This is a genomic window from Nocardioides sp. CPCC 206347, assembly GCF_048654605.1.
Taxonomy (GTDB): domain Bacteria; phylum Actinomycetota; class Actinomycetes; order Propionibacteriales; family Nocardioidaceae; genus Nocardioides.
Genome location: NZ_JBMCYZ010000001.1, coordinates 202269 through 222577, shown reverse-complemented (window position 1 = coordinate 222577; position 20309 = coordinate 202269). Strand labels below are relative to the sequence as shown.

The window sequence follows — 20309 nt, the reverse complement described above, 5'->3', positions numbered from 1 at the left end:
CGTCCGGGGCTGCCGGCCTGAGGGTCAGAGCACCTTCGAGAGGAAGGCCTGCGTCCGCTCGTGCTGCGGGTTCGACAGTACGTCGGCGGGCCGGCCTTCCTCGACGACGACTCCGCCGTCCATGAAGACGAGCTTGTTGCCGACCTCGCGGGCGAAACCCATCTCGTGGGTCACGACCATCATCGTCATGCCCTCGCTGGCGAGGTCCTTCATGACAGCCAGGACGTCGCCGACGAGCTCGGGGTCGAGCGCGCTCGTGGGCTCGTCGAACAGCATCATGTCCGGGTCCATCGAGAGCGCCCGGGCAATGGCGACGCGTTGCTGCTGTCCGCCGGAGAGGTGCGCCGGGTAGGCCGCTTCCTTCTCCGACAGCCCGACCTTGGCGAGGTTCTGGCGCGCGATCTCCACGGCCTCGCCCTTGCCCCGGCCACGGACAGTGCGCTGGGCGAGGGTGAGGTTCTTCAGCACGGACAGGTGCGGGAACAGGTTGAACTGCTGGAACACCATGCCGATCCGCGACCGCACGTCGTCCAGGTCCACCTCGGGGTCGCAGATGTCGACGCCCTCGATGAGGATCTCGCCCGAGGTCGGCTCCTCGAGCCGGTTCACGCAGCGCAGCAGCGTGGACTTGCCCGAGCCCGAGGGACCGATGACGCACACCACCTGGCCGGGGTCGACGTGGAAGTCGATGCCCTTGAGCACTTCGTTGTGCCCGAAGTACTTGTGCAGGCCGCGCACGTCGATCGCGGGAGTCGTGGACTCCGCCAACAGCTCGGATGTCATCGTGTTGCCTTCCTCTGCCGGCGTTCGAGCCAGGCCACGAGCTGGGTGAGCGGGATGGTGATCACCAGGTAGAGCAATGCCGCCTGGACCAGGCTGGTGGCCGTTCCGGCGGACGGGCCCGAGGACTGGAAGTCGCGGGCGACGTTGGTGAGCTCGCGACCGTTGAACTCGGCACCGATGACCGAGAGCAGCGCGGTGTCCTTGATCAGGAGCACGAACTCGTTGGTCAACGGCGGGATCACCACGCGGAAGGCCTGGGGGAGGACGACCTTGAACATCGTGGACATCGGCCCCATGCCGAGGGACCGCGCCGCCTCGGTCTGGCCCTTGGGAACGGCCTGGATGCCGGCACGCAGCGTCTCGGCCATGTAGGCGCCGGCCACCATGATCAGGGCGAGCAGGCCTGCCCCGACCAGGCCGCCCGGCGGTGACCACTGGAACGCGATCGGCACGCCGAACCCCATGAACAGGATGACGACCAGCGCCGGCAACCCGCGGAAGAACTCGACGTACACGGTCGCGATCCAGCGCAGCGTCGCGATCGGCGACATGCGCATCAGCGCGAGGACGACGGCGAGCACCAGGCCACCGGCGAACGCGATCACGGTGTACTTGATCGTGTTGAGGGCGCCGATGGTGATCAGGTCGCCCCAGTTGCCGTCGCTGAGGGCGACACCGAGCGGGTTCCAGAAGTTCTGCTTGATGACCGTCCAGTCGGCGACGAGCGCCAGCGCGAGCAGGACGAGGACGATGGCGAGATTGACGCCGTAGCGGACCAGCCGCGTGCGGGTGGTCCGCTTCATGGTCGCCACGTCATGCCCGCCCGGCCGGAGCCGGGGTCATCACTCGACCTCGAAGTACTTGTTGTAGATCTCGTCGTAGGTGCCGTCGGAGCGCATCTCGTCCAGGGCCTCGTTGATGTCCTCGACGAGCTGGGTGTTGCCCTTCTTGATGGCGAAGCCGTAGTTCTCGTCGGTCTCGAAGGTCTCGACGACCTCGTACTTGCCGTCCTTGGCGTGGTCGAGGTTGACGGGCAGGTCCTGCAGCAGCGCCTTGACCTGGCCGGCCTTGATCGCCTGGAACATCTCGGCGTCGCTCGGGAAGGTCACGACCTTCGCGCCCTTGGCGTTCTCCTCGGTGTACGTCTTGCCGGTCGTGCCCTGCTGGACGCCGACCTTGACGCCGTCGAGGTCGCCGATGCCCTTGATGTCGCTGCCGGCCGGGACCAGGAGCGACTGCTTCGAGACGTAGTAGCCGTCGGTGAAGTCGAGGTTCTTCTTGCGGTCGTCGGTGATGGTCATCGCCGATGCCGCCAGGTCACAGGTGCCGGCGTTGAGCGCCTGCCCGCTCTGGAGGGCGTCGAAGCCGGAGTCCTTGATGGACAGCTCGAGGTCGAGGCGGTCGGCGACCTCGTCCACGATGTCCACGTCGAAGCCCTTGAAGCCGCTGTCGCTGGAGGTGTCGAAGTCCTCGAAGGGCGGGTAGGGGACATCGGAGCACACGGTGAGCGTGCCGGCCTTGACCACGTCGGCGCCGGAATCGGTCTTGCCGCTGTCGTCCGAACCGCACGCGCCGAGCGCGAGGGCGGCAAGGGTCGTCAGGGCCAGGGCAGGAAGTCGTGACTTGTGCATGGCCGCACTGTAGGACTTTACTTCCGCTGGCGCACTGCCCTGAGGGTCCCGAAACGTGGTTGTTCCACGATCGTGACCATCGGCCTGTTCGCCGCAATCCCGGGGGCGTACTCTTGGCCACCGGACCGCACGTCGCAGGGCGGTTCCCGTCTTGGGGTGAGGAAGGCAGGAGCCACAGGTGAGCCGATATTCGCTGACGACGCGCAGCGCGACCCCCCAGGACGCGGCGGCGCTTGCCGAGCTGTGGAGCGATGTCGTGCGGCGGGCCGACCGGTCCGAACAGGTCGCCGACGTCGAGCTGATCATCAAGAACTGTCTGGTGTCACCCGAGCACCGCGTCGTGGTCGTCGAGTACGAGGGGCAGCTCGCGGGCGCCGTACACCTGCGGATGACGACGCTGACGCCGCTGAACCTGGAGCCGTGCGTCCAGGCGATCCAGCCGCGGGTGGTCGAGAAGTTCAGCGGACACGGCGTCGGTCACACGTTGATGGAGGCAGCGACCGCGTTCGCGGAGGAGAACGGCATCCTGCACGTCGTCGCCGCGATCCCGCACGCTTCGCGCGACGACAACCGGTTCATGGCGCGGCTCGGTCTCGCGCCGGCCGCGATGTACCGGATCGCTCCTGCCGCGGTCCTGCGTGCGCGGTTGTCGCCCCAGCGCGTCCAGCCCGGTGTCGACGGGCGCAGCAAGGTCCTGGCCGCGCGACGCTCCATGCGTCGCTCCCGGGCCGAGCGGCTTGCCGTCGCCGGGACCGACCAGCCCTGACTCAGTTCTTCGGACCGGGGTCGCGGTCCAGCACGGCGCAGGTGATGCGCGAGGTGCACACCCGGCGACCGTCCTCGTCGGTGATGACGATCTCGAAGCTCGACATGCTGCGTCCGACGTGCAGCGGCGTGGCGACTCCGGTCACCACGCCCTGGCGCGCGGAGCGGTGGTGGGTGGCGTTGATGTCGGTCCCGACGGCGAACCGGTCCGGGCCGGCGTTCAGCGCGGCCGCCACGGACCCGAGGGTCTCGGCGAGGACGACCGAGGCGCCGCCGTGCAGGAGGCCGTAGGGCTGGGTGTTGCCCTCGACGGGCATCGTCCCGACCACCCGATCGGGGCTGACCTCGACGAGCTCGACACCCATGCGGAGGTTCAGTGCACCCATGTTGTCGCGCATCAACTGGGCAAGGTCCTGGTCGTTCGTCATGGTCCGACCCTAGCGACGGTGACCGAGGCCTGCCCCTGTCGGTCGGCCTCGGTAGAGTCGCCGGGTGCCAGAGACCAGTCTTCAGCGTCGTCCGCGCCTGCTCCTCCTCGACGGCCACTCGCTGGCCTATCGCGCGTTCTTCGCGCTGCCGGTGGAGAACTTCTCGACCGCCACCGGACAGCACACGAATGCCGTCTACGGATTCACCTCGATGCTGGTCAACGTCCTGCGCGACGAGCAGCCCACGCACGTGGCCGTCGCGTTCGACGTCTCGCGCCAGACCTTCCGGCTCGAGGAGTACTCCGAGTACAAGGCCAAGCGCAACAAGACGCCCGACGAGTTCCGCAGCCAGCTCTCGCTCATCGAGCAGATGCTGGCGACGTTCTCGATCCCGTTCCTCAAGCTCGACGGGTTCGAGGCCGACGACCTGATCGCCACGCTGGTCACCCAGACGCTGGCCGACAGTGACCTCGAGGTCCTGATCCTGACCGGAGACCGCGACTCGCTGCAGCTGGTCACCGACCGGTCGACGGTGCTCTACCCGATGCGCGGCGTGTCCGACCTGGCCCGGATGACCCCGGCCGCCGTCGAGGCGAAGTACGGCGTCCCTCCGCACCGCTACCCCGAGCTGGCCGCCATCGTCGGCGAGGTCTCCGACAACCTGCCCGGTGTGCCCGGTGTCGGTGCCGGCTTCGCAGCGAAGTGGATCAACACCTACGACGGCCTCGACAACGTGATCGCCGAGGCCGACAAGATCCCGGGCAAGAAGGGCGAGGCGTTCCGCGAGCACCTCGGCGACGTCATCCGCAACCGCCGGCTCAACGCGCTGGTGCGGGACCTGGACCTCGGCGTCACGACGGATGACCTCGTCCGCAAGGAGTGGGACCGCACCGCGGCCCTCGCGCTCCTCGACGAGCTGGAGTTCCGCGGGGAGCTGCGGACCCGGATCCTCGACGTGGTCGCGCCCGCCGAGGACGTGGTCGTCGAGCCCGGCATCGAGCTCGACGGCGAGACCCTGGCGCCCGATGCGGTCGCGAGCTGGTTCGACGCCGTGGGTGGCGAGACGGTCGGCGTCGCAGTGCGCGGCACGTGGGGCAGCGGCACGGGTCGCGCCGACGGCATCGGCCTGGCGCTCGGCGACGGCCGGGCGGCGTACCTCGACGTCGAGGCGCTCACCCCGGCCGACGACGCAGCGGTCGCGGCATGGCTCTCCGACGCGACTCGACCGAAGGTGCTCCACGATGCGAAGGGCCAGGGCCTGGCGCTCGCGGCCCAGGGCTGGCAGCTCGCCGGCGTGGCCGAGGACACCGCGCTGGCGGCGTACCTCGTCGCGCCCGACCAGCGTTCCTACGACCTCGCCGACCTCACCCTGCGCTACCTCCACCGCGAGCTCGAGCAGAGCACCGACGTCGACCAGGGCGTCCTCTTCGAGGAGGAGTCCGGCCAGGGTGGTGTCGCCCGCAGCGCGATGGTCCACGCCCGCGCGGCGCTCGACCTGTCGGTCGAGCTTGCCGACGAGGTGGAGCGTGCCGGGGGAGAGCGGCTGCTCACCGACGTCGAGCTGCCGCTGGTCGCGGTGCTCGCCGCGATGGAGCAGACCGGCATCGCCGTCGACATCGAGCAGCTCGAGGGGCTGGAGCAGTACTTCGCCGAGGAGGTGCGCAAGGAGGCCGAGGCTGCCTACGAGGTGATCGGCCGCGAGATGAACCTCGGCTCGCCCAAGCAGCTGCAGGAGGTGTTGTTCGACCAGCTGGCCATGCCGAAGACCAAGCGCACCAAGACCGGCTACACCACCGACGCCGATGCCCTGCAGAAGCTCGCGGTGACCAACCCGCACCCGTTCCTCGACCACCTGCTGCGGCACCGCGAGGTGATCCGGCTCCGCCAGACGATCGAGGGCCTGCTCAAGACCGTCCAGCCCGATGGCCGGATCCACACGACGTTCCACCAGACGATCGCAGCCACCGGCCGGCTGTCGAGCACCGAGCCGAACCTGCAGAACATCCCGGTCCGCACCGAGGAGGGCCGCCGGATCCGTGAGGGCTTCGTCGTGGGCAGCGGCTACGAATGCCTGCTGACGGCGGACTACAGCCAGATCGAGATGCGGATCATGGCGCACCTCTCCGAGGACGCCCTGCTCATCGAGGCGTTCCGGTCCGGTCACGACTTCCACGCCGCGACGGCGTCCCGGGTCTTCGAGGTCGCGCCCGAGGACGTCACGCCCGAGATGCGGGCCAAGATCAAGGCGATGAACTACGGCCTCGCCTACGGCCTGTCCGCCTTCGGGCTCTCGCAGCAGCTGGGGATCGAGCCCGGCGAGGCGCGCGGCCTGATGGACGACTACTTCGAGACCTTCGGTGGCATCCGTGACTACCTCGGCGGCGTGGTCGACGAGGCCCGGCGGACCGGCTTCACCGAGACCATCATGGGTCGTCGCCGGTTCCTGCCCGACCTGACCAGCGACAACCGGATGCGCCGCGAGTCGGCCGAGCGGATGGCGCTCAACGCGCCGATCCAGGGCTCGGCCGCTGACCTGATCAAGGTGGCGATGCTGCGCACGCAACAGGCCATCGCGGACGCCGGGCTGAAGTCACGGATGCTGCTCCAGGTCCACGACGAGCTCGTGTTCGAGGTCGCCGCGGGCGAGCGCGAGGCGCTGGACGCGCTGGTCCGTGCGCAGATGGCCGGTGCGGCCGACCTCACGGTCCCGCTCGACGTCTCCGTCGGCACGGGCCGTTCCTGGCACGAAGCCGCGCACTAGGCGACCTGCTGGGTCTCCCGCCGGTGCCGGAACATCTGGAGCACCGCGAGCAGGGCGACGACTGAACCGTCGACGACCGCGACCGTCACCGCCAGTGCGGTGACGCTGTCCGCGGTCGCACCGACGCCGATGAGCGCCACGACGCCCGCGGCGATGAGGTACTTCGTCGCGCGGCCGCGCTTGGCGAGGCCGGCGTAGACCAGCAGCTGGAGCACCGACAGCAGTCCACCGAGGACGGCGAACAGCCACAGCCTGTCCTGCACGGCGGCGTAGTCGTCGCCGCCGATGAAGACCAGGGCCAGGCTGGAGAGCAGGTACGTCGCCGCGGCGCCTGCCGCGCCCAGGCCGGTCAGGAACGCCAGCCCCTTGAGCACCGCGCTGCGGCTCTCGTGCTCGGTCGACATCGACGGGAACAGGATCACCACGGCGAACTGGGGCAGGAACAGCACGGCCTTGGTCACGATCAGGCCGCCGGCGTACAACCCGGCGTCGTGCTCGTCCAGCATGCTGCGGGCGACGACGACATCCAGGTTGGACAGGGCGACGAAGGCAAGGAGCGCGACCGAGCTGCCGAGCGTCTCGCGGAGCACGTCGCGGCGGACGTGGGTGTCGTGGTGGTCGATCTGGTCGTCGGCGCGCGGGTGCTTCAGCGCCCAGGTGCCGACGGCGACCGGCAACCACGAGGCCACGAGCACGCCCAGCATCGCGCTGGTCTCCGTGGGGGACACGAGCATGAAGGCGCCGCCGAACAGGACCCGGGGCACGCCGACGGAGAGGTAGACCATGCTCAGCGGGAGCCAGCGCCGTTCGCCCTGGAGCACGCCCGCCTGCCCACCCATCACCGTCACGGGGATCACGCAGAGGCCGAGCAGGATCGCGGGCCACAGGCCGTCGAGACGCAGCAGCTGCCACACCGCGGGGGAGGCAGCCACCGCCAGGACGCCAAGGACACCGGCGGCGCGCCACGTCGTGAGGAGCACGGTGTGCTCGATCGCGCCGACGTCGTCGGGCTCCGCGGAGATCCGCCGGGCCGCGGTGGCCTGGAGGCCGAGCTGGACCACCGAGAGCACCATGAGCAGCGCCATCATGCTCGCCACGGCGCCGTACTGGCTGGGGCCGAGCATGCGCGCCGCCACCATCTGGAAGGCGTAGGTGCCGACGTTCATCACGGCCATCGCGATGGCGATGCCCGCGGTGCTGCGCAGCAGCCGGACCAGTCGAGAGCCCGAGACCTCGGCGGTTGTCGTCACATGAGCAGATTAGGGCGTGGCCTGCCCTTGCCGCGGAACCGGACCCCCTCCCCGCATACAGTGACTTCCGCCACGGAGGAGGTGGGATGAGGGAGAGGCCGGAGCAGTCGGTCAGGGGAGCCGCGGTGGTGAGCGTGCTCTACGCCGTCATCACCATCTTCATGCTGCTGCAGCAGCCCGGGTCGACGACCTACGACACCCGCGCCGAGCTGACCCAGCGCCCGGGCGACTTCCTGTCCGGTGCCTTCACGTTGTGGCACCCCGAATCGAACTTCGGTGAGTTCCAGAACCAGGCCTACGGCTACCTCTTCCCGCAGGGCACGTGGTTCGTGCTCACCGACGTGCTCGGCATGCCGGACTGGATCAGCCAGCGCCTGTGGTCTGCGCTGATCCTGATCATTGCCTGCGAGGGCGCTCGCCGGGTCGCCCGCGCGATCGGGATGGGGGACCTTCCGGCACTGCTCGCCGGCGCCGTGTTCGCCTTCTCCCCACGCCTGCTCGGCACCGTCTCCGTCCAGACCGCCGAGTCGCTCCCCGGTGCGGTGATGCCGTGGCTCGTGCTCCCGGTCGTCCTGCACCTGCGCGGTCGACTCGGGCCCTGGCCCACGGCGTTGCTCAGCGGCGCCGCGATCGTCTGCATGGGCGGCGTGAACGCGGTCGAGACCGCCGCCTGCCTCCCGCTCGCCGTGATCCTGGTCCTGTGGGGCGCGCGCCATGGCCTGACCGACCGGCGCTTCGTCGTGGGGTGGTTCGCGTCGGTCGGCGCCGCGTGCCTCTGGTGGGCGCTGCCGTTGCTGGTGCTGGCCCGCTACACCCCGCCGTTCTACGAGTACGTCGAGAGCGCTGGCGACACGACGTCGCTCATCGGATGGTCGGAGGCCGCGCGCGGCGATTCGTCGTGGCTCGGATACCTGCTGTCCGGCGACCAGCCGTGGTGGCCGGCGATGTACCAGTTGACCAACGAGCCGGTGCTGATCGTCGTGGCGGCGGTCGTGGCCGGCATCGGGCTCGCGGGCCTCACCCAGGTGCCGGGCGACATCAAGCGTCCGTTGATGTTCGCCGCCGTCCTCGGGCTCGCCTGCATCACGGTCGCCCACGGAGGTGTCGCGGGCGCACCTTCGGCGGACGTCGTGCGGAACCTGCTGGACGGCGCCCTGCAGATCTTCCGCAACGTCCACAAGATCGATCCGCTCGTCCGCCTCCCGCTCGCGCTGGGCTTCGGGTGCGCGGTGGTGTGGGCCGTCGAGCGCCTCGTGGCCTGGCGTCCCCGCGTGGCACCAGGTCGCGACCTGCTGTTCCTTTCCCCGTTGCTGCTCGTGCTGGTGCTCGGCCAGCCGTACCTCGCCAACGACGCCCGCACGCCCGGCTGGGACACCATCGCGGCGCCGTGGCAGGAGGCGCGGGACTACCTCGAGGCGGCGGATGCCGCGGACGGACCCGGCCCCGGGAGTCGCGCACTCGTCGTCCCCGGATCGAGTTTCGCCCTGCAGGACTGGGGATGGACGATCGACGAGCCCCTGGTGATCCTGGGCGGGACCAGCACCGTGACCCGGAGCCAGATCCCGCTCATCCCCGGGGAGTCGATCCGCTATCTCTCTGCGCTCGACCAGATGATCGCCACCGGCCGGGCGACCGAGGCCCTGGTCGACCAGCTCGCGCGCGTCGACATCCGGTACGTCGTACTGCGCCGCGATCTGCTGCGGAACAACACCCGTTCGCCGCACCCCGGCGGTACCGCGGTCTCGCTCGCGCGGGCCGGCCTCGAGCGGGTGGCCGGGTTCGGCACTGCCGACAGCGGTGAGTCGGCCGTCGAGATCTTCGAGGTACCGCGACGCCTCTCGGCGGTGCGGGTGGCTGCGCTGGACGATGTCGCGACGGTCCGGGGAGCACCCGAGAGCGTGCTGGGGCTGCAGTCAGCAGGTCTCGTCGACGCGCAGCGCCCGACGGTGCTCGAGGGCGAACCCGGGTGGAAGGCCCTCGCCGACGTGGTCACCGACAGCAACCAGCGCCGCGAGCGCGCGTTCGGGAACAACGACGAGGGCATCTCGGCCCTGATGACACAGGACGAACCGTGGCGCCTGGACCGCGCGACCCACGACTTCCCGGCCGGCCCCGGACGCGACCAGGTGGTGGCGAAGTACCACGGCCTCACCTCGGTCACCGCCTCGACAGCGCAGGGCTACGCCGACAACTACGGCCCGGTGACCCTCCAGTCCGCGCCGTACGCCGCCATCGACGGCAACCTCGACACCCAGTGGGTCAGCTCGATCGTCGGGGCGGCCGACGAGCAGTGGCTCCGGCTGCGGTTCGACGGTGAGCGAGCGATCCGCGAGGTCACCGTGACGCCCGTCGCCGACGACCCCCAGGTCGTCCCGATCCGCACCATCGAGGTCGTGGCCGGCGACCAGCGCGTGCGTGCGAAGGTCTCGCCGAGCGGTGCCCCCGTCGTCGTCGAGCTCGACGGCAGCACGGTCGACGGCCTCGAGATCCGGGTCGTCGAAGCGGCGACCGATGCGCGCTCGGCACGTGTCGGACTGCGCGAGGTCTCCGTCAGCGGTCTCGTGCCCCGTCGTACGGCGGTGCTGCCGGGCGTCGTGCCGCGCGGTGCGCCGGTGCAGTTCTCGGTGACGCCGGGTCGGCGCGCCTGCAACATCGCCCTCGCCGCGCCGGACTGCGAGGTGGCGCGGGTGCGCACGGCCGAGGAGCAGGGTGGGCTCGACCGGACCTTCGCCACCGACGGCGACCAGCAGGTGCGGTTGTCCGGTCACGTCGTGGCCCGCGGTACGCCGGAGGCCGCTCGCCTGCTGGACCCGATCGAGCGGCAGTTGTCGGTCACCGCAACGTCCTCCTACGGCCAGGACCCCAAGGTTGCGGGGCGCTTCGCCTACGACGGGCAACCCACCACGGCCTGGGTGTCCGACAACACCGACCTCTATCCGACGCTCGTGTTCGAGTGGCCCGAACCCCGCACGATCACGGCACTCACGGTGCGTTCGGGTGGTGCCAACGAGGCTCCGGTGGCCGCGGTCGTCGGCGTCGGGGACGGCGAGCAACGGGTGCCGCTGACCAACGACGTGGCCGTCGCGATCGAACCGGTGCGGACCCGCACCCTGCGCGTGCGTTTCGAGAAGGCCCCCGGTGCCGCGCACGTCGTCGTACCCGAGATCGAGCTGAGTGGAGCCGACGTCACCCGGCCCTTCTTCGCAGAGACACCGACCGGAGCGGTGTGTGGCTTCGGTCCGCCGCTGCGCATCGACGGACGGGCCATTCCCACGAGGGTGACCGGCACGATGGCGGACGTCGTCAACGGCAGCCCGCTCTCCTTCGAGGCCTGCGACGTCGACGACGTGGGCGGCGATTCCCCTGCGCTGGCGCTGAACGGCGGTGACCACCACGTGGTGGCGACGCCCAACGCGGAGTTCGAGCTGCTGGACCTCGCGGTGGTGCCGACGCAGGCCGATGGTGGGTCGGTCAGCGCCCGCACGGTGCGCATCGAGCAGTGGGGGAGCAGTCGACGCACCCTGTCCGTTGCCGGCGGCCCCGCCTCGCTGCTCCACCTCCCGGAGAACTTCAATCCGGGCTGGCGCGCAGAGGTCGACGGGAAGGCGCTGACGGCGGTGCGGGTCGACGGCTGGCAACAGGGCTGGGTGCTGCCTGCCGGGGAGGAGACCTCCGTGCAGCTGCGGTACACCCCCGAGCGGACGTACGACGTCGTGCTGCCGGTCGGCCTCGCCGTGAGCGGACTGGTGCTGCTCGCCGGGTTCGCCAGCCTGCTCCTGCTGCTGTCCGGTCGCCGTGGCCGGGCCGTCGTGGACGAACCGCGCCCCTGGCCGGTCACCGGCCAGCCGGGTCGCACCTGGGTGGTCGGGGCGCTGGTCGTGACGCTGCTGTTCCTCGGGCCGTTCGCCGCGCTCGGCCTCGTCGCAGGCAGCCTCCTGCCGCGCCGACGAATGCTGTCGGCGGTCGTCGGTGCAGCGGCGCTGCTCCTGGCGTCGGGTGCACTCGACGCACTGAACGGCGGTGGCTTCGTTGCCGGCACGGCCGACATCTGCGCAGCGCTGGCCGTGGGCGTCCTGGCCGGCGTCGTGCTCGGCACGCCCGTGCACCGACCGGCCGAGGGACGACGCAGGGCGGTGACCCCATGACCGGTCGCTGGGCTGCGTGGCGCGGCGGCCAGGGCCTGGCCGCGCTCGGGGTCATCGCCGTGACCCTCGTGGTGCGCGCCATCCTGCTGTCCGGGTCGTACTTCAACCAGGACGACTTCTACATGACGGGGCGCGCCGCCGAGTCCGACCTGACCTGGGAGTACCTCTTCCGGGACTTCGCCGGTCACGTCAACCCGCTGCAGCAGCTGACGTTGTGGCTGGTGGCCCACGGGACGCCGTACGACTGGCCGGTGCTGGCGATCGGGATCCTGGTCGTCAACATCACCGCTGTCGTCGTCATGTGGCTGATCCTCAGCCGGTTGCTGCCCGGACGCTGGTCGCGGGTGGTGCTGCTCGCCATGTTCGCGTGGGCGCCGTTGACGCTGGTCTCGACGCTGTGGTGGAGCGCGTCGATGTTCCTGTGGCCGCACGTCCTGTGCTCGCTCGTCGCCGTGTGGTTGCTGATCCGGTGGAAGCAGGGTGGGCGCGCGTTGCCGCACCTCGCCGGGATCGTCGTGATCACCCTGGTCGGGCTGCTCTGGCACGAGCGGGCGGTGCTGATCCCGCCGCTCCTCCTCGGTGTCGCGGTCGCTCTCGCCGACGAGGCCCGGGGATGGCGCCGCGTGGTCGCGGCCCTGCGCCAGTTCCTGTGGCTGTGGGTCGGTGTGGCGGTCGTCGGCATCGCCTTCCTGGTCGTGCACAGCCAGCTGACCTCGGTCGAGGGCGGTGGCGGCACCCCGTCGCAGCTGCTCGGTGTCTCGTGGTCATTCCTGGGCCAGAACGCGGCGGTCGGACTGACCGGCGGACCGTGGGCGGGGCGGATCGAGGGCGGCGCCGTACGACCCGACACGTGGGTCGTGGTCGTGAGCCTCACGCTGGTCGCGCTGGTCGTGGCGGCATTGCTGTGGCGCGGTGGCCCGGCTCGCCGCTGGGCGATCGCCGTGCTCGTCGGCTACCTCGTCGCCGACACGGCGTTGCTGCTGTCCGGCCGTGCGGCCTTCGGCCCGGTCATCGGCCTCGATCCCCGCTACTCCTCCGACATCCTGCACGCGGCGGTCCTCTGCACGGCCCTCGCGCTGCGCGGCGGCCCGGACTGGCTGGGCCTGGACCTGTTCGCCCGGCCACGGGCGCGCGCGATGGCCGTCGGTGCCCTGGTGGGCGGGTACGGCGTCGCCTGCTGCTTCGGTACGGCGCTGCAGGTGCCGCACTTCCAGAACAAGGCCGACCGTGAGTTCGTGGCCAACCTTCGCGCCGATCTCGCGATGGACCCCACCCAGGTGATCTTCGACGAGCTGGCGCCGGCCGAGCTGGTCCTGCCGCTGGTCGGCGACGACTCGCGCTACTCCCACATCTTCGGACCGTTGCCCGAGAACCCGGCCTTCGACGAGCCGACGCCGCGGATGCGGGTCGTCGACGAGGACGGCCACCTGAAGCCGCTCGTCTTCGACGGGGTGGTGTCGGCACGGCCCGGCCCCGCCCGCGACTGTGGCTACGAGGTCGGTGGCGACACGGTTGCCGTGCCGTTCCAGCTGCCCGTCGAGGGACGGCTGGCGGTCCGCCTCTCGTACTACTCGGCGAACGAGTCGACGGTCCGGGTCGCGGCGGGGGACTGGCAGGAGTCGTTCCTCGCGCGCCGCGGGCCGAACGAGGTGTGGCTGGTCCTGCCGGACCTCCCGGGTCTGGTCAGCGAGGTCGACCTCAGCAACGACGGGCGTGCGACCGTGTGCGTGACCGGCGTCGACGTCGGGCTGCCCGTCGCGGTGGCGAAGCGATGACCGGCCGATGACCGAGCGCCGCCGCGACCTCGCCTGCGTCCTCGCCGTCACGCTCCTGGTGCTCGGCCCGCTGCTGGCAGGTCGCGGCTTCTGGCTCGTCGGGGACATGGTGTTCGTGCCGCAGCAGCCCTGGAAGGCGGCCTGGCTCGGCATGGACGGAGCCCTGCCGCGGGCGGTGCCGATGGACGCCCTGGTCTCGCTGGTCACGCAGGTCGTGCCGGGCGACTTCGTGCAGAAGGCCTTGCTGGTGGGGGGATTCCTCGCTGGTGGCCTCGGTGTCGCGCGGTTGGTGGGGGAGCAGGCGTGGTTCGCCCGAGCGGCCGCGATCATGTTGTTCTGCTGGAACCCGTGGGTCTACGAACGCCTGCTGATCGGCCAGTGGGCGATCCTGCTCGGGTACTTCCTGCTGCCGTGGGTCGCGCTCGCCGCGGTGCGCCTGCGCCGTGGGGAGCCGGGGGACTGGGCACCCGCCGCCGTGGCGCTCGTCCTGTCGGCGATCTGCAGTCCCTCCAGCGGCGCGATGGCCGCAGGGGTGCTGCTCGCGCTGGGGCTCGATCGCAACTGGCGCGGATGGTGGCGCCCGGTCGGCATCGCTATGGTGGCCAACCTGACGTGGGCGGTTCCGGCGCTGACCGCCGAGTCCGCGCGCGTGACCACCGACGGCGTCTTCGCCGCCTTCGCGGCGCGCGCCGAGTCGGGCGCCGGTGTCGTGGCGAGCGTGTTCTCGCTCGGTGGCATCTGGAAGACCTCGATCCTGCCGGGCGAGCGGACCAGCGCGCTGCTGGTGCTGCTCGCCTGCCTGCTCTCGGTGGCGGCCCTCGCCGGACTGTGGCGGACGGGCACCGACCGCTCGCGCTGGGCGCTGATTGGCGCCGTGTCCCTCGCCGTCACCCTGGCCCCGGTGACATCGGTGGGTGCCGACGTCATGGAGTCTCTCGGGGCGCGGCTCCCGGGGCTCGCCCTGCTGCGCGACTCCCACCGCTACCTCGCGCCGTTCGGCCTGGTTCTCGCGGTGGGCGTGGCGTACGCCGTCACGGCCCTCCGCACGCGGATCAGGCCCGGTACACAGGCGCTGTGGAGCGCGGTCGCCCTGCTCGTGGTGGCGCCGCTGCTGTTGCTGCCGAGCCTGGCGTGGGGCGCCGCGGGGGAGCTGGAACGGTCGTCGTACCCCGAGGCGTGGACGGAGGTGGCGGCGTTGATCGACTCCGACGAGGCCACCGTGGTGCTGCCGTGGGCCGGTTCCTACCGCGGGTTCGACTGGAACCACCGTCGCGCCGTGCTCGACCCGGCCCCGCGGATCCTGCCGGGGCAGGTCCTGGTCGACGACACCGTGCGGCTCGAGGGTCGCGAGGTGCCGGCCGAGGATCCGCGCGTCCGTGCGGTCGACGATGCCCTGGCGCAGGACGATCCGGCCGCCGCGCTGAGGGACCTCGGAGTGCGCTGGGTCCTGGTCGAGAAGGGGATGGTCGAAGTCGTCCCACCCGCCGGAAGGACCGTGTACGACGCCTCGGGCCTGGAACTGATCGACGTGTCAGACCAGGGACAGGTAGCCGTGGAGTCCCGTTCCGCATGGCCCGAAATGACTAGGCAGCGGGAGATCCTCGTGACGATCGGTCACTTGTTGGCGTTTCTTTTGCTTTTCGTTGGGGCGGCCGTGATACTTCGTGGAGGGAGTAACGGGCATCACACATCATGATCGTCATGGGGAGTGGGTGCTCTGTGCTGGCCTTTGGGAGGGGGCCTGCGCATGAACACGATTATCGCAACTGTCGTCGGAGCACTGGCTTCGACCGTCGTCCTCGTCGGTGGCGTCAACGCCGCCCAGGGTGAGCACAAGCCTGTCAGCAACGAGAAGCTCTACAGCTACTCGGACCAGTAGGTCGTCGGCTGCGCCCTGCCCCTCAGGGGGTGGCGCAGCTCATTTCACACGTTCTCTGGGAAGGGGACGTATGAGCAGACGGCTTGGGAGGGTCAGATGCTGCAGATCGTCATTCCGGCGTACAACGAGGAACGCCGCTTGCCGCGCACCCTGCGCGAGTTGCGTCGCCACGTCGGCGCGCATCGCGGAGTGCTCGGTCGCGTCGAGGTCCTCGTCGTCGACAACGCGAGCTCCGACCGCACGGCGGAGGTCGCCCGCGAGGCCGACTCCGCTGCGCTGCCGGTGCGTGTGGTGCGTTGCGATCGCCGCGGCAAGGGCGCAGCCGTCCGTGCCGGGCTGCTCGCGACGGACGCCGACCTGGTCTGCTTCATGGACGCCGACGGCGCGACCGGCCTCGACGCGATCGAGGACGCCTGGCGCCGGGTGCTCCAGGGTGCCGACGTCGTCATCGGTTCGCGTGGCCTGGCCGAGAGCGACACCGAGGCCCGGCACTGCCGGACCCGTTCGACCGGTGCTGCCGCCTACCGTCGTCTCGCGGGTCGACTGACCCCGGGGATCGTCGACACCCAGTGCGGCTTCAAGTTCTTCCGCGGTGACGTGGTCCGTGGGGTCGTCGGCAACCTGAAGACCCCGGGCTTCTCCTTCGACGTGGAGCTCCTCGTCCTGCTGCGTGCTGCCGGCGCGCACATCGAGGAGATGCCGGTGACCTGGGTCGACGTGCCCGGATCCACCTTCGTTCCCGCGCGCCACGGCGCCGCGGCTTTCGCCGAGCTCGCGCGGATCGCCTGGCGCAACCGCGAGCTCGTGCGTCCGGTACCCGGCAGGGTGGCGGTCGTCGGAGTGCGGTCCCCCATGCCGCTCCCGGCTTCTGCTGCCCTGTCGGCCGGGGCATGGAGCGCCCGATGACCACGGCGTCCGCCCTCCGGGGCAAGCGGGTCGTGGTCGTCAACTGGCGCGACCTCGACCACTCACAGTCCGGCGGAGCCGAGATCTACGCCTGGCAGTACGCCCGTACCCTGCGCGAGGGTGGCGCCCAGGTGCGTTTCGTCACCGGCCGTGACGCGGGCCAGTCAGCCCGCGAGTCGCGCGAGGGCATCGAGATCCACCGTGGCGGCAGCCGGATCGGCTTCAACCTGTTCGCGCTGCTGTGGCTGTTGCGCCACCGCAGTGGCATCGACGCGGTCATCGACCCCGCGTGCGGCCTGCCGTCGTACTCCCCGCTGGTGCTGCGCCGCGGCACGCCTGCCTTCCTCATCGTGCACCACGTGCACCAGGCCCAGTTCGCCGTGCACTTCCCGGCTCCGGTCGCCGCCTTCGGTCGCTGGATGGAGCGCGTCGCCATGCGGCGCGTCTACCGTCGGCAGCTGACCGCCGCGGTCTCGCAGTCGACGGCGACCGAGATGCGCGAACAGCTCGGCTGGACCGGCGACATCCGGATCCTCGAGAACGGCGCCGACCTGTCGTCGTACGACGCCGCGGACGCCGTGGACAAGGACGCTGACCGGATCGTGGTGCTCGGCCGCCTGGTCGCGCACAAGCGGGTCGACCTGGTGCTCGACGCCGTCGCCGCGGTGCGCGCCCGTCCCGAGTTCGCCGACCGCAACCTGCTCGTCGACGTGATCGGCCACGGCCCGGAGAGCGAGCGCCTCGTCGCCCACGCCGCCGCGCTGGGCCTCGCCGACAAGGTCGTCTTCCACGGCTACGTCTCCACCGAGGAGAAGGACGACCTGCTGGGTCGCGCCGCCGTGCACGTCTGTGGTTCCGATGCCGAAGGCTGGGGCCAGGCCGTCATCGACGCTGCTGCGTCAGGCGTTCCGACCGTCGCCCGCGACGTGCCGGGCCTGCGCGACTCGATCCGCAACGGCAAGAGCGGCTGGCTCGTCCCCGACGCCACCGACCCCGAGGTGGTCACCGATCACCTCGCCGACGCCCTCTCCACCGCCCTGGTGGAGGCCGCCGACCCCACGACGCGGGTGCTCCGCGCCGAGGCCTGCCTCAAGTGGGCCCACAAGTTCGACTGGTCGCAGATGCGCAGCAACGCGCGCGACCTGACCACCGAAATGCTCATCGGGCGTGCTCCTGCGCTGCCCGACTGTCACAACCCACGCGATTCTCGCGTGGCCGTCTGAGAGGTCCATGCCATGCGCAAGTTTGCGTCCGTATCCGTTGGGGTCGGGGTGTTCATGATCGTTGCGGCGATCCTGGTGCGCTTCTACGCATACCCGACCCTGGCCACCGTGCCCGCCAACTACGACGGTGTCACCGAGCTCGAGTCGTCCGGCGCCCAGATCTTCAACTCGGACCCCAATGTGCTCAAGACCGAGACCTGGGACCTGGACATCTCCGCCTTCACCATCGCCGACAGCGGGGCCAAGCAGCCCGACGACGTCGCGACGTGGGTCAGCTCCACGACGGTCACCCGGGCCGACGGCACCGTGTTCCAGCAGACGCGGGAGCGGGCACCGTTCGACGCCGTCAGCGGCGCTGCCGTCACCTGCGACGCCTGCGGTTCGTGGGAAGAGGTTGCCGAGGACGAGCGCGTCGACGTGACCCGCAAGGGCCAGGTCTTCAAGTTCCCGTTCGCCACCGAGAAGCGTGACTACGACGTCTGGGACGGCACGGTCAACAAGGCGCCCAAGGCCACGTTCGAGGGCGAGGAGACCATCCAGGGCCTCAACGTCTACAAGTTCGTCCAGCACATCGAGCCGCAGGTCGTCGAGACCCGCGAGGTCCCGGGCAAGGTGTTCGGGGCGACCGAGCCGTCCGTCGACGCGGAGATGTGGTACGGCATGACCCGTACCTTCTACATCGAGCCCCAGACCGGTTCGCCCGTCGACCGGGTCGAGGAGCGGATCCAGGAGCTGCGCTACGACGGGGTCAGCGTTCCGGCGTTCACCGCCACCGTTCAGTACACCGACGCCCAGGTCACGAAGTCGGTCAAGGACACCAAGTCGAACGCGACCCTGCTCGGCGGGATGCGCCTGACGTTCCCGCTGCTGCTCCTGCTGCTCGGCGCTGCGTTCATCGCCGTCGGACTGTTCATCTCGCGCAAGTCGCACCGTCCGCTCCACACGGACGCCAACGACAAGCCGCTCGTCGGAGCCGGTCACTGACCGTCCGACGCACCTGACTCCTCTCTGAGGAGGGAGATGATGGCCTCGAGCAATTGCTCGAGGCCATCGTCCTTCCATGACGCGGCTCGGGCCCGCAGGGTCAGCACGGTCTCGCCGCGGAAGCCGACGGCGCCCAGGGAGAGGCCGCTGCCGCCGCCCGTCACCGGGTGGAAGCTCAGCCGATCCACGTGCGGCGCGGTCACCTCGCCGAGGTGGGACACGAGCAGCGTGGACCCCAGCCTCGATGCCAGGACGCGCAGTCCGGTCGTGGTGGCGCGGACGGACAGGGGCGTCCACGGACGCGGCTCGCCGGCCACCGGCGGGGTCTGCACCGGAGCCTCCGCGAGGGCGCGGGCGATCCCGGCGGCGTCGAGGCGTTCGACGTCCCGCAGGCGCAGCAGGACGCTGTTGTCCCGGATCGCTCCGTCGCCGGACTGGGCGCGTACGGCGCCCACGGCCACCGCGACGTGACGGGCCGTGGTTCCCCGTGCTGCCTGGTGCTCCACGATCGCCCGGGTCGCCGCGGCCACGATCGCGGCCGTGCGGTGACTGCCGGGGACGGTGCGTTCCACGAGTACGTCGCCCGGTTGCGGCACCGGCGCGGACGGGGGAGTGACTTCGGCCGGCGGCTGGAAGGCCACCTCGCCGAGACGGCGGCCGATGGTGCGCGCGACGCTTCCGGTCGTCGTACGGTCTCCGACGCCGCGGGCGTTCGAGGTGACGGGTGCGAAGCCGAGGCGGGCGAGCACCGCCAACAGGCTGAGCCCGTCGACCGCGCTGTGGTGGGCCGACAGCACCAGGTGCCGGCCTGAGAGGCCGACCACCAACGGGGCGGCGTGGGGCGCCAGCACGGCTGCCTGCACCCGCTGGAGTGAGTCGTCGACCAGGGGCGGGGGGAGCGCCGGCCATTGCTGGTCGGACGCGAGGGCAGCCAGCCGGGTCTCGACGACCACCGGGTCCGCCGGGTCGGGGAGGTCGGCGGTCAGCAGGATCCGCCAGGCGATTCGGGGGTCGGCGACCCACGGTTGCGTCATGGGCGGGTCACGGGCGGGTCATGGCTTGCGCGCGACGACCACGAGGCTCACACCTGGCAGGCGGCGCACCGGCAGCACCCGTTCGAGGCCGACGGCGGCGCGGAGGCCGGCATTGAGCACCGGGTGCACCGCCTCCATCTCGCTCTCGGACTCCTGGCGACTGCGGCGGCGGGCCTTCACGACGGGCCGGAGCAACACGTTCCACGAGCGCAGGTCCTCGATCACCAGTCCGGCACCGATGACGCGCTCAGCGAGCTCGTCGCGCTCGTAGCGGCGGACGTGTCCGAGCGCCACGTCGTGGCCGCTCCACAACGCCATCCCGGCAGGGACGGCGATCAGCGCTCGACCACCGGGACGCAGGACGCGTCGGGTCTCGTCGGCGACTGCGACGTCGTCGTCGATGTGCTCCCATGCGTCGGTCGACATGACCAGGTCGACCGACTCGTCAGCGATCGGCAGGCGCCGGCCATCGCCCCGCACGACAGGGATCCCGCGGGACGCCGCGATCTCCGCGCCGGTCTCGGTGTACTCGACACCGATGGCCTTCCAGCCGAGCTCACGGAGCACGACCGTGTTGCCGCCCATGCCGCACCCGACGTCGACGGCGCGACCGGCCGGCCAGTCCTTGACGGTACGACGGACCAGGGCCCGGCGCGCGGCGTACCACCAGTGCCGTCTCTCGAGCGCGGCCGACTTGGCGATCTCCTCGGCATCCACGCGCCGAGCCTAGTGGCTCGTTCGGGAC

Annotated in this window: 16 protein-coding genes; 9 read left to right on the top strand and 7 right to left on the bottom strand. The window is 70.7% G+C overall.

The window, feature by feature from the left end:
• Positions 1 to 24 precede the first annotated feature (24 nt).
• The 3 genes from ACOACQ_RS00990 to ACOACQ_RS00980 are packed head-to-tail and all read right to left on the bottom strand — an operon-like array spanning position 25 to position 2414.
• Positions 25 to 783: an amino acid ABC transporter ATP-binding protein gene (locus ACOACQ_RS00990; RefSeq protein WP_378599864.1), complete on the bottom strand. Its 759-nt coding sequence runs from the start codon at positions 781 to 783 to the stop codon at positions 25 to 27.
• The gene (locus ACOACQ_RS00985; RefSeq protein WP_378599861.1) at positions 780 to 1586 is read right to left on the bottom strand and encodes an amino acid ABC transporter permease; all 807 of its coding nucleotides are present in this window, start codon (positions 1584 to 1586) and stop codon (positions 780 to 782) included. The genes ACOACQ_RS00990 and ACOACQ_RS00985 overlap by 4 nt, the downstream gene beginning before the upstream one ends.
• Positions 1587 to 1625: 39 nt before the next feature.
• Positions 1626 to 2414: an ABC transporter substrate-binding protein gene (locus ACOACQ_RS00980; RefSeq protein WP_420287428.1), complete on the bottom strand. Its 789-nt coding sequence runs from the start codon at positions 2412 to 2414 to the stop codon at positions 1626 to 1628.
• 178 nt (positions 2415 to 2592) lie between these two features.
• Between ACOACQ_RS00980 and ACOACQ_RS00975 the strand changes: the two genes are divergently transcribed.
• The gene (locus tag ACOACQ_RS00975) at positions 2593 to 3180 is read left to right on the top strand and encodes a GNAT family N-acetyltransferase (protein WP_378599850.1); all 588 of its coding nucleotides are present in this window, start codon (positions 2593 to 2595) and stop codon (positions 3178 to 3180) included.
• A 1-nt stretch (position 3181) separates the two neighbouring features.
• On the opposite strand, the gene ACOACQ_RS00970 is transcribed toward ACOACQ_RS00975, so the two are convergent.
• Complete coding sequence (locus ACOACQ_RS00970; protein WP_378599848.1) at positions 3182 to 3607, bottom strand: hotdog fold thioesterase; 426 nt, start codon at positions 3605 to 3607, stop codon at positions 3182 to 3184.
• A gap of 64 nt (positions 3608 to 3671) precedes the next feature.
• On the opposite strand from ACOACQ_RS00970, the gene polA reads away from it, so the two are divergent.
• Positions 3672 to 6368: a DNA polymerase I gene (gene polA, locus ACOACQ_RS00965; protein ID WP_378599845.1), complete on the top strand. Its 2697-nt coding sequence runs from the start codon at positions 3672 to 3674 to the stop codon at positions 6366 to 6368.
• On the opposite strand, the gene ACOACQ_RS00960 is transcribed toward polA, so the two are convergent.
• Positions 6365 to 7618, bottom strand: a complete 1254-nt coding sequence (locus ACOACQ_RS00960) for a lipopolysaccharide biosynthesis protein (RefSeq protein ID WP_378599842.1) — start codon at positions 7616 to 7618, stop codon at positions 6365 to 6367. The two genes, polA and ACOACQ_RS00960, sit on opposite strands and share 4 nt — an antisense overlap.
• An 86-nt stretch (positions 7619 to 7704) precedes the next feature.
• Here ACOACQ_RS00960 and ACOACQ_RS00955 point away from each other — a divergent pair, with 86 nt between their 5' ends.
• The 7 genes from ACOACQ_RS00955 to ACOACQ_RS00925 all read left to right on the top strand — a co-directional run bounded on the left by ACOACQ_RS00955 (position 7705) and on the right by ACOACQ_RS00925 (position 18530).
• On the top strand, positions 7705 to 11763 hold the full coding sequence (locus ACOACQ_RS00955; RefSeq protein WP_378599840.1) for an alpha-(1->3)-arabinofuranosyltransferase domain-containing protein: 4059 nt from the start codon (positions 7705 to 7707) through the stop codon (positions 11761 to 11763).
• Positions 11760 to 13538: a hypothetical protein gene (locus ACOACQ_RS00950; RefSeq protein WP_378599837.1), complete on the top strand. Its 1779-nt coding sequence runs from the start codon at positions 11760 to 11762 to the stop codon at positions 13536 to 13538. The genes ACOACQ_RS00955 and ACOACQ_RS00950 overlap by 4 nt, the downstream gene beginning before the upstream one ends.
• 7 nt (positions 13539 to 13545) lie before the next feature.
• Positions 13546 to 15234, top strand: coding sequence for a hypothetical protein (locus tag ACOACQ_RS00945; protein ID WP_420287427.1), 1689 nt, complete (start codon positions 13546 to 13548; stop codon positions 15232 to 15234).
• Positions 15235 to 15285: 51 nt separating this feature from the next.
• Positions 15286 to 15417 (top strand): hypothetical protein, encoded by a 132-nt coding sequence (locus ACOACQ_RS00940; protein ID WP_272902622.1) that lies wholly within the window; start codon positions 15286 to 15288, stop codon positions 15415 to 15417.
• A 96-nt stretch (positions 15418 to 15513) separates the two neighbouring features.
• Positions 15514 to 16323 carry a glycosyltransferase gene (locus ACOACQ_RS00935; RefSeq protein ID WP_420287426.1) on the top strand — a complete coding sequence of 270 codons (810 nt, stop codon included), beginning with the start codon at positions 15514 to 15516 and terminating at the stop codon, positions 16321 to 16323.
• Positions 16320 to 17546, top strand: coding sequence for a glycosyltransferase family 4 protein (locus tag ACOACQ_RS00930; protein ID WP_420287425.1), 1227 nt, complete (start codon positions 16320 to 16322; stop codon positions 17544 to 17546). Before ACOACQ_RS00935 ends, ACOACQ_RS00930 begins: the two co-directional genes overlap by 4 nt.
• Positions 17547 to 17558: 12 nt before the next feature.
• Positions 17559 to 18530 (top strand): DUF3068 domain-containing protein, encoded by a 972-nt coding sequence (locus ACOACQ_RS00925; RefSeq protein ID WP_420287424.1) that lies wholly within the window; start codon positions 17559 to 17561, stop codon positions 18528 to 18530.
• On the opposite strand, the gene ACOACQ_RS00920 is transcribed toward ACOACQ_RS00925, so the two are convergent.
• Both ACOACQ_RS00920 and ACOACQ_RS00915 read right to left on the bottom strand, forming a co-directional pair.
• The gene (locus tag ACOACQ_RS00920; RefSeq protein WP_420287423.1) at positions 18524 to 19564 is read right to left on the bottom strand and encodes a hypothetical protein; all 1041 of its coding nucleotides are present in this window, start codon (positions 19562 to 19564) and stop codon (positions 18524 to 18526) included. The two genes, ACOACQ_RS00925 and ACOACQ_RS00920, sit on opposite strands and share 7 nt — an antisense overlap.
• A gap of 18 nt (positions 19565 to 19582) precedes the next feature.
• On the bottom strand, positions 19583 to 20281 hold the full coding sequence (locus ACOACQ_RS00915) for a class I SAM-dependent methyltransferase (protein ID WP_420287422.1): 699 nt from the start codon (positions 20279 to 20281) through the stop codon (positions 19583 to 19585).
• Between the last annotated feature and the right edge of the window lie 28 nt (positions 20282 to 20309).

What these genes read in the sequence shown, in the direction of transcription:
- ACOACQ_RS00980 (WP_420287428.1), bottom strand. Translation starts at nt 2,414, where the DNA reads ATGCACAAGTCACGACTTCCTGCCCTGGCCCTGACGACCCTTGCCGCC.
- ACOACQ_RS00920 (WP_420287423.1), bottom strand. Translation starts at nt 19,564, where the DNA reads ATGACGCAACCGTGGGTCGCCGACCCCCGAATCGCCTGGCGGATCCTG.
- ACOACQ_RS00950 (WP_378599837.1), top strand. Translation starts at nt 11,760, where the DNA reads ATGACCGGTCGCTGGGCTGCGTGGCGCGGCGGCCAGGGCCTGGCCGCG.
- ACOACQ_RS00930 (WP_420287425.1), top strand. Translation starts at nt 16,320, where the DNA reads ATGACCACGGCGTCCGCCCTCCGGGGCAAGCGGGTCGTGGTCGTCAAC.
- ACOACQ_RS00945 (WP_420287427.1), top strand. Translation starts at nt 13,546, where the DNA reads ATGACCGAGCGCCGCCGCGACCTCGCCTGCGTCCTCGCCGTCACGCTC.
- ACOACQ_RS00985 (WP_378599861.1), bottom strand. Translation starts at nt 1,586, where the DNA reads ATGAAGCGGACCACCCGCACGCGGCTGGTCCGCTACGGCGTCAATCTC.
- ACOACQ_RS00935 (WP_420287426.1), top strand. Translation starts at nt 15,514, where the DNA reads ATGCTGCAGATCGTCATTCCGGCGTACAACGAGGAACGCCGCTTGCCG.
- ACOACQ_RS00940 (WP_272902622.1), top strand. Translation starts at nt 15,286, where the DNA reads ATGAACACGATTATCGCAACTGTCGTCGGAGCACTGGCTTCGACCGTC.
- ACOACQ_RS00990 (WP_378599864.1), bottom strand. Translation starts at nt 783, where the DNA reads ATGACATCCGAGCTGTTGGCGGAGTCCACGACTCCCGCGATCGACGTG.
- ACOACQ_RS00970 (WP_378599848.1), bottom strand. Translation starts at nt 3,607, where the DNA reads ATGACGAACGACCAGGACCTTGCCCAGTTGATGCGCGACAACATGGGT.
- ACOACQ_RS00925 (WP_420287424.1), top strand. Translation starts at nt 17,559, where the DNA reads ATGCGCAAGTTTGCGTCCGTATCCGTTGGGGTCGGGGTGTTCATGATC.
- ACOACQ_RS00955 (WP_378599840.1), top strand. Translation starts at nt 7,705, where the DNA reads ATGAGGGAGAGGCCGGAGCAGTCGGTCAGGGGAGCCGCGGTGGTGAGC.